Genomic DNA, 12065 nt, shown 5'->3' with positions numbered 1-12065 from the left:
CCCGACCGACGCGGCCGGGTCACAGGGCGAGGTCGAGGCGGCCGTCGGGGGAGGAGCTCGCGAGGGCGCCCTCGCGGCGCGGGATGCGTCCCGCGCCCGCGGCCAGCCGGCCCGCCTCCACGGCCAGCCGCATGGCGTGGGCCATCCGTCGCGGGTCCTCCGCGCGGGTGACCGCCGTGGCCAGGAGCACGCCGTCGCACCCCAGCTCCATCGCCTGCGCGGCGTCCGAGGCCGTCCCGATCCCCGCGTCGAGGATCACCGGGACCCGCGCCGCCTGCGCGATCGCCTCGATGTTGCGGGGGTTGAGGATGCCGAGCCCGGTGCCGATCGGGGCGCCGAGCGGCATGACGGCCGCGCAGCCGACGTCCTCGAGGCGGCGGGCGAGGATCGGGTCGTCGTTCGTGTAGGGCAGGACGACGAACCCGTCGCGCACCAGCTCCTCGGCCGCCTCCACGAGGCCGAGCGGGTCCGGCAGGAGGGTGACGTCGTCGGCGACGACCTCGAGCTTGACCCAGTCGGTGCCGCACGCCTCACGGGCGAGCTGCGCGGTCAGGACCGCCTCGCGCACCGAGAAGCAGCCCGCGGTGTTGGGCAGGGCGCGGATGCCGAGCCGGTCCAGCAGGCCCCAGATCCCGGCGTCGCCGGTCGCCTCGCCCCCGGCGCGCGGTGCGACGCGGCGCATCGCCACGGTGGTCAGCGCCGTGCCGGACGCGATCAGCGCCTCCTCGAGGAGCATCAGGTTCGTGGCGCCGCCGGTGCCCATGACGAGCCGCGAGCCGAGCTCGGTGCCCGCGACGACCAGCGGGTCCAGGGGGTCGGTTCCGGCGGTCATGCTCAGCCTCCCTGGACGGCGGTGAGGATCTCGACGCGGTCGCCGGCCCGGACGACGACGCGGTCCCACGTGCCGCGCGGCACGACGACGTCGTCGATCGCGACGGCGACGCCGCGGGGTGCTCCGTCGGCGACGAACCCCGGCACGACGGCGCGCACGACGTCGGCCACGGGCGCGGACCCGGCGGGGCCGAGCGGGTACGGCTCGCCGTTGACGCGGGCGGTCGGGGCGGTCGGGGCGGTCGGTGTGCTCATCGGTGTGCTCATCGGTGTGCTCCGTCGGTGGTGCGGGCCTCGCCGAGCGGCGGTGCGAAGCGGCGCGGGTCGGTCGCGCGCAGGGCGGCGAGGACGCCCTGGGGGTTCGGGGTCGGCACCTGGACGTCGAACCAGGTGCCCGTGAGGCCGCCCACGACGACGGCCGCGGTGAGCGGCGCGAGGAGCACCCCGTTGCGGTGGTGGCCGGTCGCCAGGTGCAGGCCGGGGACCCCGGTGGGGCCGATGAGGGGAAGGTTGTCGGGGGTGGAGGGCCGGGCACGCGGGGTGACCTCGACCAGCGCGGCCTCGTCGACGGCGGGCAGCAGCGCGCGGGCGTCGCGCAGCAGCGCGAAGACGCCGCCCGCGGTGGCCCGGCGGTCGTCCGGGTTCTCCTCGGTGGTGGCGCCGACGACGAGCTCGGAGGACCCCGCCCACGGGCCCGACGCCGCCGGCTCCCGCGGGACCACGTACACGGGCCTGCCCTGCACGAGACCGCGCACGACGTGCGACGGCGCGAGGGACGGGTCGGTCTGCAGGCGCAGGGTCTGGCCCTTGACGGGACGGGTGGGGACGACGGCGCCGCGCACGTCGGCGAGGAGGGCGCCGGAGGACCACCCGGCCGCGACGACGGTCGAGCCGGCGCGGTGCAGGTGCCCGGAGTCGTCGACGACGCCGACGACCCGCCCCGCGGCGTCCTGCTCGACGTGGACCGCGCTGCGTCGCACGACGGCGCCGTGGGGGTGGGCGGAGATCGCCGTGAGCAGCGCGGTGTGGGCGGCGCGGGGGTCGACGGCGTGGTCGCCGGGGACCCAGGCGGCGCCGGCGAAGCGCTGGCCCAGCAGCGGCTCGTCGCGGCGGGCCTCGGCGACGGTGAGCTCGCGGGAGGTGACGCCGTGACGGGCGTGCAGGCGCAGGATCCGTTGCAGCAGGGCGAGGTCGGTGGCGTCGTGGGCGACGCACATCGTGCCGGAGGAGCGCAGCCCGATGGCGACGTCGCTCGCGGCCTCGAGGTCGGCGGCGAAGGGGAGCCAGCAGGCCGCCCCGGCGAGGTGGAGGTCGAGGGCGGCGTCCTCGGCGAACTCGGCCTCCGTGGCGGGGGCCAGCATGCCGGCGGCGGCGTGGGTGGACCCGTCGCCCGGGTCGGGGTCCAGGACGGTGACGTGCAGCCCCGCCTCGACGGCGCGCCAGGCGACGGCGAGACCGATGATGCCGGCGCCGACGACGACGAGGTCGCGCAGCCCGGGCGGCGGCGGTGCTGACAGGTCGTCCACTGGTTGCTCCCTTCGCCGGCATGACCCAGATCAGGTTCGACGGTCGGCGTCCCCGCCCTCTCAGCCCCGGCGGGGCTCCCGTGCACCTGGCACCCTACCGTGTGCGACCGCGCGGCCGGACGGCCGCGAGGGGGCGCACCAGGTCGACAACTAGGCTGGTGGGCCGTGACCGACGACGACACCCGCGCCCGCCTGGCCGACGCCCGCCTCTACCTGTGCACCGACGCCCGCTCCGAGCGTGGCGACCTGGAGGACTTCCTGCACGCCGCGCTCGCCGGCGGGGTGGACGTGGTCCAGCTGCGCGACAAGTCGCTCGACGTCGCCCGCGAGCTGGAGCTGCAGGCGCTGGTCGCCCGGGTGGCGGCCGAGCACGGTGCCCTGTGGGCGGTCAACGACCGTGCCGACGTCGCCTCCCTGGTCGGGGCACCCGTGGTGCACATGGGGCAGGGCGACCTGCCGACCGCGGCCGTGCGGACGCTGCTGGGGGACGGCCCCGCGCTGGGCCGTTCCACGCACGGGGCCGCCCAGGCCGCCGCGGCGGACGCCGACCCGGGCGTCGACTACTTCTGCGTCGGACCCCTCTGGGCCACCCCCACGAAGCCGGGCCGGGCCGCCGTGGGGCTCGACCTGCTGCGCGAGGTCGCCGCCACCGACCCGGCGACGCCGTGGTTCGCGATCGGCGGCATCGACGCCGACCGGCTCGACGCCGTCCTGGACGCCGGGGCGACGCGCGTCGTCGTCGTGCGGGCGATCACGCGGGCGCCCGACCCGGAGCGGGCCGCGCGCGAGCTGGCCGAGCGGCTCGCCGGATGACCGGCGGACCGCCGTCGGGGCACGCCCGTACGGCGACTATCCTGGGTCGGTGACGTCTCCCGCCACCACCCCAGACCCCACGCCCCGGCCCGTCCTCGTGGTCGACTTCGGCGCCCAGTACGCCCAGCTCATCGCGCGCCGCGTGCGCGAGGCCAAGGTCTACTCCGAGATCGTGCCGCACACGTTCACCACGGAGCAGATGCTCGCCAAGGACCCGGCGGCGATCATCCTGTCCGGAGGGCCGTCGTCGGTCTACGCCACCGGCGCGCCGTTCGTGGACCCGGCCCTCTTCGAGGCCGGGGTCCCGGTGCTCGGCATCTGCTACGGCTTCCAGGCGATGGCCCGCGCCCTCGGCGGCCACGTCGCGCAGACGGGCGCCCGCGAGTACGGCGGCACGGAGGTCGAGGTGTGCTCGGCGGGCGTGCTGCTCACCGGCACCCCGGAGCACCAGACCACCTGGATGAGCCACGGCGACGCCGTGCACGCCGCACCCGAGGGCTTCGAGGTCCTGGCGACGTCGTCCGGGTCGCCGGTCGCGGCGTTCGAGGACGCCGGTCGGCGTCTGTACGGCGTGCAGTGGCACCCCGAGGTGAAGCACTCGGCGCACGGCCAGGCCGTCCTCGAGCGGTTCCTGTACGACGGCGCCGGCCTCGCGCCGGACTGGACGCCGGGCAACGTCATCGCCGACCAGGTCGCCGCGATCCGTGCCCAGGTGGGCGACGCGCGCGTGGTGTGCGGGCTGTCCGGCGGGGTCGACTCCTCCGTGGCGGCGGCGCTCGTGCAGGAGGCGGTGGGCGACCAGCTCACCTGCGTGTTCGTCGACCACGGGCTGCTGCGCGAGGGCGAGGTGGAGCAGGTGGAGCGCGACTTCGTGGCGGCCACCGGCGTCAACCTCGTGGTGCGTGACGAGCGCAGGCGGTTCCTCGACGCGCTGGCCGGGCACAGCGACCCGGAGACGAAGCGCAAGATCATCGGTCGCGAGTTCATCCGGGTGTTCGAGGACGCCGCCCGGGACGTGGTCGCGGACGCCGGCGAGCACGGCCAGGAGGTCAAGTTCCTCGTCCAGGGCACGCTCTACCCGGACGTGGTGGAGTCGGGGGGCGGCGAGGGCGCCGCGAACATCAAGAGCCACCACAACGTGGGCGGGCTCCCGGACGACCTGCAGTTCGAGCTCGTGGAGCCGCTGCGCACCCTGTTCAAGGACGAGGTCCGTGCGGTCGGTCGCGAGCTCGGCGTGCCGGAGCCGATCGTGGCCCGCCAGCCGTTCCCCGGCCCCGGCCTGGGCATCCGCATCGTCGGTGAGGTCACCGCCGAACGGCTCGACATCCTGCGCAAGGCGGACGCGATCGCCCGCGCCGAGCTGACCAGGGCGGGCCTCGACGAGGAGATCTGGCAGTGCCCCGTGGTGCTGCTCGCGGACGTGCGCTCCGTGGGCGTCCAGGGCGACGGCCGCACCTACGGTCACCCGATCGTGCTGCGCCCCGTCTCCTCCGAGGACGCGATGACGGCGGACTGGACCCGGCTGCCCTACGACGTGCTGTCGGTCATCTCGACGCGCATCACCAACGAGGTGAGCGAGGTCAACCGGGTGGTGCTCGACGTGACGAGCAAGCCGCCGGGCACCATCGAGTGGGAGTGATCCCGCAGCGCTGACCTGCGGCTCGTCGTCGCCTCGCCGCGCCACGCGGCGACGTTCGGGTTACGTTGACCGTGAAAGTCCTCACAGATTCTTCACGTCGACGGAAGGTTGAGCCATGTCGAGTACCGTCACCGTCCGGCCGACCCGCGGAGTTCGCGGTATCGGCATGTTCTCCATCATCGCGGGCATCGTGCTGATCCTGGCCGGTGTCGGCGTGTGGATCGTCGTGTCGACGACGCTCTCCGACGAGGAGATCACCGTCTCGGACGACGCCAACATGTTCGCCGGGCAGCACGTCGCCGGACCCTTCACGGCGTACGCGCAGGCCGAGGTCATCGACAAGCACGCCCTGGAGGCCTCCGGCGGCGCCACCTACGCCGAGCTCGACCAGGACGACCCGACCCGCGACACGGTCATGAACGCCTCGTTCCTGCGCGCGTCCCTGTTCACCTCGGTCGTGGCGTTCGGCGTGTGCGCCCTGGTCATCGGTCTGGGCATCCTGTTCCTGCTGTTCGGGGTGGCGTTCCGACGACTCGCGGGCGGGTCGGAGGTCTCGGTGGAGCAGCCGACCCCCGCGGCTGCGGCACCTGCTGCGGCGGCTCCCGCCGCGGCGTCGTCGACCCCCGCCCGGCACTCGGTCCAGGAGTCGACCTCGACCGCTCCGCCCGTCGCCCGTCCCACCACGGCGCCGGACGCCGCCACGCCGGCCCCGGCCACCGACAGCGGCCGGCCCGCACCGGCGGCTCCCGCCGACCCGGCCCCGCCGACGACGCGCGACGACACCGAGCGCCCCTCCTGACGGACGGGCCCTGGCGGACGGGCACTGACGGACGGGCCCTGACGCACGACGGACGGTCCGGTCGCCACCTGGTGGCGACCGGACCGTCCGTGCGCGGGCAGGGTCAGGCGTCCGTGCGCTGCCGCGTGCGGCGGCGTGCCGCGCCGACCACGGAGGTCACCACGAGGAGCACCCCGGCCACGGCGAGCAGCACGATCGCCCCGAGCTGGGCGTCCACGCCGGCTCCGGCGGCCCGGGCCAGGAGGCCCAGGGCGACCGCGACGACGACGAACCCCCACACGACCGTGCTGCTGCGCGGTCCGGTGCGTACCGGTCGCCCGGAGGACGCTTCCGGGCCGGTGGTGCCGCTGTCGGTGGTACCGCTGGTGACGGTGTGGCCGCCGGTGGCCTCGCTGCTCGTGGCACCGCTGCTCGTGGCACCGCTGCTCGTGGCACCGCCGCTCGTGGCACCGCTAGAGGTGGCGTGGCTGCTCGGCGTGCCGGTGCCGGTGTCGGACGGCGTGGAGGTCGCCCAGGCGTCCGATTCCGCGGTCCCTGCGGACCGTGCGGACCCTGCGGATCCCGCCGACGAGGCGGGGTACGGGGCGGTGGGCGTCGGGATCTCGACCGTGGGGTGCACGGGCTCGGTGCCGCGGTAGGGGTTCTGCTCGGTGCTCATCAGCGCTCCTCGATGACGAGATCGCCGGCGCGGGCGTCGACCTCGAGCAGCAGCACGGCGCCGCCCCGGTCGCGGACCTCGTCGGTCTGGTAGGTGGCGGGGCCGCCGCTGAAGCCGTTGACCGTCAGGTGCTGACCGTCGACGTCCCAGGCGAAGCCGGCCGCGTTGACGTCCACGGACGCCTGGACGGCGGTACCGTCCGGGATCTCGACGACGGTGCGTCCGGCGGTCACGTCGATCGGCACGACGACGGGGTCGCCCGGCGTGACCTGGGACAGGTCGAGCTCGGTGAGGTCCACCGTGGCGTCGCCGAACCGCACGCGCACTCCCTGCTCGGCGCTGTCGACGCTGCGTGGCGTCACGGTCCCGCTGCTGAGGGTGGTGCCGCTCATGGTGGTGATCTGCTCGGTGGCGTCGTCACCCCACTCCTCCCAGCTCCAGGCGCGCCCGTCCGCGAACGGCCAGGTGACCACCGTGGCGACGAGCGCCAGGACCGCGAGGAAGGACAACCAGCCCCCGCGCCGGCCGCGCAGGCCGGAGACGACGATGGCGGCGCCCACGATCAGCGTGCTCAGCGCCAGCCACAGGGACCACACCGGAAGGGTCAGCCCGACGCTGAGGTCGGTCGCCAGCAGGCCGGCGCCGACGAGCAGGGAGAGACCGACGACGACGCCGACCGTGGTGAACCCGGCCGACGCCGAGGGGCGGCGCGGCGGTGGCGGCGGCTTCGGGGGAGCCAGGGGAGCCCGAGCGGACGCCCCGGGTCCGGCGGTGGCCGACGTCGTGCCCGGCGTGCCGCCCGTCGTCGTGCCCGTCGTCGTGCCCGACGTGCTGGTTGACCATGCGGCGGGCTCGGCCGCCGGGGCGTAGTGCGCGCGGGGAGCGGGGCTGAACCCGCCGGAGACGTCCGCGGAGGAACCTGCAGCGGGGCTCGCGGTGCCGCCGGACGTGCCGGGACCGGTGGTGGTCCACGTCCCGTCGGACTCGTCGCGGTCCGAGCCCCGGCGGGAGCGCACGAGCTTGACCACCAGCCACACGACCGCGACCCAGAACGCGATCCACAGCAGGACGGCGACCCATTCGGCCGGTCCTCGCCACCACGGCCAGATCCCGCTGTGCGAGACGAGACCGAACAGGATGAGCAGGCCCGCACCGAGGACGGCCACGTCGAACGTGCCGCGGAACGTCTCCTGCAGGTGGATGCGTCCGTCGGACCGTTCGGGCAGCAGGAGCCAGGCGATGCCGTAGAGAACCAGCCCGATGCCGGCGACGAAGACGCTCAGGATGAGCAGGCCGCGCACGAGCAGCGGGTCCAGGCCGTAGCGCTCGGCCACGCCGGCGGCGACGCCGCCGATCCACCGATCGTTCGACCGGGCGATGCCGGTGCGGCGGACGGAGTCGAAGAACCCGGCGCCGAAGCTGGGGTCGACGGGGCGCGGCGACGGCCCGGCGTCCGGCCCGGTGCTCGTGGGTCCTGCCGTGGATGGCCCCGCGGTGGAGGGGCCCGCCGTGGACGGACCCGCCGTGGACGGACCCGCCGTGGACGGTCCGGAGGCTGGCGCCTCGGGCTCCGGGGTGTCGTTCGTGGTCATGGATCCATCGTGGCCCGCCCGGCCCCGCGCCGGGATGGGGTGACCCCCTGAACCGACCCTGAAACCCGGGGTACGGCGCCCTGAACGAGGGCGTCCGAGCCCCCTGACGTGCCACGATCAGGTGTGACCACCGATCGCCCCGTGCGCCTCCCGCTGCGCCGCCCCCGTCAGGGGCGGCTGCTCGGCGGAGTCTGCGCCGGGCTCGCAGCCCATCTCGGGGTGCGGGTGTGGCCGGTCCGGGCCGTGATGCTCGTGCTGGTGCTCGTCGGGGGCGCCGGACTGGTGCTGTACGTGTTCTGGTGGGTCACGGTGCCCGCCGGGGACCCCCGCGACGCGGCCGCCGAGACGCGCCCCGCCGCGGTGGCGCGCCTCGCACCACGGCTGCGGCGCGGCGGCAGCGCTGCGGGGCTGTCCCGGCGGGACGTGATCCTGGGGCTCGTCCTGCTGGCCGGGGCGGCGCTGCTCCTGGCGGTCCGTGCCGGCTGGGACCTGCCGACGGCGTTGCTGCCGGCTCTGATCGTCGTGGGCGGCGTGGCGCTCGCGTGGAGCCAGCTCGACGCCGTGCAGCGCGCCCGGCCCGAGGACCTGCCCGCGCGCCGGTCCGGGGTGCTGCTGCGGCTCGTCGGTGGCCTGGTGATCGTGACGGCCGGGGTGCTGCTGCTGTTCCTGCAGGACACGCCGACGGCGGAGCTGCTGACCGTCACCCTGGCCTCCCTGGCGGTGCTCGTCGGTGTCGCGCTCGTGCTGGCGCCCTGGTGGCTGCGGCTGGTGCGCGAGCTCGGCGACGAGCGTGCCCTGCGCGCGCGGGAGGCGGAGCGGGCCGACATCGCCGCGCACCTGCACGACTCCGTCCTGCAGACGCTCTCGCTCATCCGGGCGCGCGCCGACGACGCCGAGCAGGTCGCGCGCATGGCTCGCGCCCAGGAGCGCGAGCTGCGCGAGTGGCTGTACGACGACCGCCCGCCGGCCGGTACGTCGCTGGCCGCCGAGCTGCGTGCCCTGGTCGGGGAGGTCGAGGACGGTCGAGCGACGGAGGTCGAGCTCGTCGTCGTGGGGGACTGCCCGCCGACGGAGGCCACCACCGCGCTGCTGCAGGCCACCCGCGAGGGCCTGGTGAACGCCGTCGTGCACGGGGGTGCTCCCGTGACCGTCTACCTGGAGGTCACGGACGACACCGCCGAGGTGTTCGTGCGCGACCGCGGCGACGGCTTCGCGATGGACGACGTCGCACCCGACCGGTTCGGGGTGCGCGAGTCCATCCTCGGGCGGGTGCGTCGCCGCGGCGGGACGGCCGACGTCGTGAGCAGGCCCGGATGGGGCACGGAGGTCCGCCTGCGCATGCCCCGTGCCGCTCGCGGTCGCACCGACTCCGCGGCGAGCCCGCCCGCACCGGGCGCCACCAGCCCTGACCGGACCAGCACTGACGGCGCCGGTCCGCCGGCGACCGCCGCGGACGAAGGAGCACGATCATGACCGACGCCGTCCCCGTCGTCCTCGTGGACGACCACCACATGTTCCGCACGGGCGTGCGCGCGAGCCTCGATGCGCGGGTGCACGTCGTGGGCGAGGCCGCGGACGTGGACGAGGCGGTCGCCGTCGTGCACGCCGAGCGCCCGCCCGTGGTCCTGCTGGACGTCCACCTGCCCGGCGGCAGCGGGGGCGGGGGCGCGGAGGTGGTGCAGCGTTGCGCGGACCTGGCCGGTACGACGCGGTTCCTCGCGCTGTCGGTGTCCGACGCGGCCGAGGACGTCGTGGCGGTGATCCGCGCCGGTGCGCGGGGCTACGTCACGAAGAACATCTCGGCGTCCGACCTGTCCGGAGCCGTGGTGCGCGTGGCGGGCGGGGACGCGGTGTTCTCGCCGCGGCTGGCCGGGTTCGTGCTCGACGCGTTCGGGACGTCGGCCGGGGACGTCGCCGTGGCCGACGACGAGATGGACCGGCTGTCCAAGCGTGAGCAGGAGGTCATGCGGCTCATCGCCCGGGGGTACACGTACCGCGAGGTCGGCAGCGACCTGTTCATCTCGGTCAAGACCGTCGAGACGCACGTGTCCGCCGTCCTGCGCAAGCTCCAGCTGTCCAACCGCAACGAGCTCACCCGGTGGGCGGCGGCGCGGCGGCTGCTCTGAGGTCTCCGTGCTGACCGGCGGTGTCGCCGGTGGTCAGGCGGTGACCCGGGCGGCGCGGTAGCGGTCCACGACGATGTCGACCATCTCGTCCGGCGCCTCGCCGTCGGGCAGCAGCAGGGGAGCGGCGGTGACGTCACCGCCCGCCTTCTCCGCGAGCGTCTGGAAGTAGCCGGGCGCGATGAGGTAGCTCGCCGTGACGACGCGGGCCTGCGGGTGCTGCGCCCGGGTGGCGGCGACGACGTCGGGCAGCGTCGGGGTGGCGTTCGCGATGTAGCCGACGCTCACCGGGTGCCCGGTGCGTTCGGCGAGCAGGGCGCCGGTGCGCTCGCAGTCGGCCACGGCCCGCGCGTCGGACGATCCTGCCGCCGCGAGCACGACGACGTCGCCGTCGGTGAGCCCCGCCTCGTGCAGCCGGCGCTCGAGGAGGTCGACGAGCCGGGCGTCGGGCCCCAGCGCCCCGGCGAGGAGCACGGCCTGGCCGTCACCGGTGGCGCGCTCGATGTGCTCGCGCAGGTCGACGTGCACGTGGAAGCCGGCGGACAGCAGCAGCGGGACGAGCACCGTGGTCGTCTCCCGCAGATCGGCCAGGCAGGCCGGCACGTCCGGCTGCTGGACGTCCACGAAGCCCGCGTGCACCGGTGCCTCGGCGGCCAGGCGGGTGGCGACGGCGTCGACGAGGGTGGCGACGGCGTCGGCACCCGTCGCGGACGAGGTGCCGTGGGAGATCGCGAGAAGGGTCGGGGCGGCCATGCCGTCCACGCTACGCGCCCGATCGGTCGAGGGGGTGTCGGCCAGGTGAAGCCGTGTCACACCTTGCTCACAGGGCCGCCGCCGGCCTCGTGAGCAGCCCAGCCGGGAGCGAGGCGGACCACGTCGCCGACGACCGTCACCGCCGGGGGGCGCACCCCGGCGGCCTCGGCCCGCGCGGCGATGTCCCCCAACGTGCCGAACGTGGCGCGCTGGCGCGGGCCGTACCCGTCCTCGACGACGGCGACGGGTGTGCTCGGGGGACGGCCCGCGGCCACCAGCGCCTCGGCGGTGACGGCCAGCCGGGTGACCCCCATGAGCAGCACGAGGGTGTGACCCGGCCCGCCGGGGACGTCGTCGACGGCCTCGTGGGCGGTCAGCACGCTGAACCCCGCCGCGACCTGGCGGTGCGTGACGGGGATGCCCACCGCTGCCGGCACCGAGATCGCCGAGGTCACGCCCGGCACGACCTCGACCTCGATCCCGGCCGCGCGGCAGGCGGCGACCTCCTCCCCGCCCCGGCCGAACACGTACGGGTCGCCGCCCTTGAGCCGCACCACGTCGCGCCCGGCGAGCGCGTGCTCCACCAGCAGCTCGTTGATGCGCTCCTGCGGCACCGGGTGGTTGCCGGCCGTCTTGCCGACGTCGATCACCTCGACGTCGTCGGCCAGGGTGGCCAGCAGGCCGCGCGGCCCGAGCCGGTCGACGACGACGACGTCGGCGCTCGCGAGGAGGCGCCTGCCGCGGGCCGTCACGAGTCCGGGCGCGGCCGGTCCGCCGCCCACGAGGGCGACGCGTCCCGGCCGGACGGCGTCGGCGGACGAGGTCCCGGCGGGACGGACGCGGCGCAGGGGAAGCTCGCCCGCCTCCAGCGACGCGGCCACGGCATCGCGCAGGCGCGTCGCGCGGCGCGGGTCGCGACCGGCGTGGACGGACATCACGACGTCGTCCAGACGGGCGACCGCCGGCACCCACGCGGTGGCGAGCTCGGCGTCCGACGCGACGACGCAGAACGTCCGGGACGACTCCGCGTCGGCCGCCACGGCGGCGTCCACGTCAGGATCGCCCGTCGCCGCGTGGACGAGCCAGGCGCCGTCGAGGTCGCCGGGCGCGTACGCGCGGGCGACGTGCTCGACGGCGTCCGCCACGGCGAGGGCCACCAGGTCGTCGGTGACGTCGGGGGCGACGACGCGCACGCGTGCGCCGGCGTCGAGCAGGCCACGGGTGCGGCGCGTGGCGACCGGTCCGCCGCCGACGACGACGACGAGCCGGTCGCCGACGCGCAGGCCCAGGGGGTACAGGTCGCTCACAGGAGGATCTTCGCGCACGACCGC

12 protein-coding genes and 1 riboswitch are annotated in these 12065 nt (G+C 75.7%); of the genes, 5 read left to right on the top strand and 7 right to left on the bottom strand.

Annotated elements, in window-relative coordinates; translation table 11 throughout:
• Positions 1-19 precede the first annotated feature (19 nt).
• The 3 genes from ACNHYB_RS07375 to thiO all read right to left on the bottom strand — a co-directional run bounded on the left by ACNHYB_RS07375 (position 20) and on the right by thiO (position 2357).
• On the bottom strand, positions 20-832 hold the full coding sequence (locus ACNHYB_RS07375; RefSeq protein WP_418277782.1) for a thiazole synthase: 813 nt from the start codon (positions 830-832) through the stop codon (positions 20-22).
• Between the two features lie 2 nt (positions 833-834).
• The gene (gene thiS, locus ACNHYB_RS07370; RefSeq protein ID WP_418277781.1) at positions 835-1098 is read right to left on the bottom strand and encodes a sulfur carrier protein ThiS; all 264 of its coding nucleotides are present in this window, start codon (positions 1096-1098) and stop codon (positions 835-837) included.
• Positions 1095-2357: a glycine oxidase ThiO gene (thiO, locus tag ACNHYB_RS07365; protein WP_418277780.1), complete on the bottom strand. Its 1263-nt coding sequence runs from the start codon at positions 2355-2357 to the stop codon at positions 1095-1097. The genes thiS and thiO overlap by 4 nt, the downstream gene beginning before the upstream one ends.
• Positions 2348-2449: riboswitch (TPP riboswitch) on the bottom strand. It overlaps the preceding gene by 10 nt.
• Before the next feature lie 73 nt (positions 2450-2522).
• On the opposite strand from thiO, the gene thiE reads away from it, so the two are divergent.
• The 3 genes from thiE to ACNHYB_RS07350 all read left to right on the top strand — a co-directional run bounded on the left by thiE (position 2523) and on the right by ACNHYB_RS07350 (position 5608).
• On the top strand, positions 2523-3170 hold the full coding sequence (gene thiE, locus ACNHYB_RS07360) for a thiamine phosphate synthase (protein WP_418277779.1): 648 nt from the start codon (positions 2523-2525) through the stop codon (positions 3168-3170).
• Positions 3171-3219: 49 nt separating this feature from the next.
• Entirely contained in the window at positions 3220-4809 is a 1590-nt protein-coding gene (guaA, locus tag ACNHYB_RS07355) for a glutamine-hydrolyzing GMP synthase (protein WP_418277777.1), read from the top strand.
• A gap of 115 nt (positions 4810-4924) precedes the next feature.
• Positions 4925-5608, top strand: a complete 684-nt coding sequence (locus ACNHYB_RS07350) for an aromatic ring-opening dioxygenase LigA (protein ID WP_418277776.1) — start codon at positions 4925-4927, stop codon at positions 5606-5608.
• 103 nt (positions 5609-5711) lie between these two features.
• On the opposite strand, the gene ACNHYB_RS07345 is transcribed toward ACNHYB_RS07350, so the two are convergent.
• Both ACNHYB_RS07345 and ACNHYB_RS07340 read right to left on the bottom strand, forming a co-directional pair.
• Complete coding sequence (locus ACNHYB_RS07345) at positions 5712-6266, bottom strand: hypothetical protein (RefSeq protein ID WP_418277775.1); 555 nt, start codon at positions 6264-6266, stop codon at positions 5712-5714.
• Complete coding sequence (locus ACNHYB_RS07340) at positions 6266-7858, bottom strand: PspC domain-containing protein (protein ID WP_418277773.1); 1593 nt, start codon at positions 7856-7858, stop codon at positions 6266-6268. The genes ACNHYB_RS07345 and ACNHYB_RS07340 overlap by 1 nt, the downstream gene beginning before the upstream one ends.
• A gap of 123 nt (positions 7859-7981) precedes the next feature.
• Between ACNHYB_RS07340 and ACNHYB_RS07335 the strand changes: the two genes are divergently transcribed.
• Positions 7982-9331 (top strand): PspC domain-containing protein, encoded by a 1350-nt coding sequence (locus ACNHYB_RS07335; protein ID WP_418277772.1) that lies wholly within the window; start codon positions 7982-7984, stop codon positions 9329-9331.
• Complete coding sequence (locus tag ACNHYB_RS07330) at positions 9328-9984, top strand: response regulator (RefSeq protein WP_418277771.1); 657 nt, start codon at positions 9328-9330, stop codon at positions 9982-9984. The genes ACNHYB_RS07335 and ACNHYB_RS07330 overlap by 4 nt, the downstream gene beginning before the upstream one ends.
• Before the next feature lie 33 nt (positions 9985-10017).
• Here ACNHYB_RS07330 and ACNHYB_RS07325 read toward each other — a convergent pair whose 3' ends face one another.
• Both ACNHYB_RS07325 and cobA read right to left on the bottom strand, forming a co-directional pair.
• Positions 10018-10734 (bottom strand): sirohydrochlorin chelatase, encoded by a 717-nt coding sequence (locus tag ACNHYB_RS07325; RefSeq protein ID WP_418277770.1) that lies wholly within the window; start codon positions 10732-10734, stop codon positions 10018-10020.
• A 56-nt stretch (positions 10735-10790) separates the two neighbouring features.
• Positions 10791-12041, bottom strand: coding sequence for a uroporphyrinogen-III C-methyltransferase (cobA, locus tag ACNHYB_RS07320; RefSeq protein WP_418277769.1), 1251 nt, complete (start codon positions 12039-12041; stop codon positions 10791-10793).
• Positions 12042-12065 lie beyond the last annotated feature (24 nt).

Origin of the sequence: Isoptericola jiangsuensis (assembly GCF_048320105.1) — a bacterium.
Taxonomy (GTDB): Bacteria; Actinomycetota; Actinomycetes; order Actinomycetales; family Cellulomonadaceae; genus Isoptericola; species Isoptericola jiangsuensis_A.
Note: the sequence above shows the minus strand (reverse complement) of the source record. Positions and strands in the feature narration are given on the sequence as shown.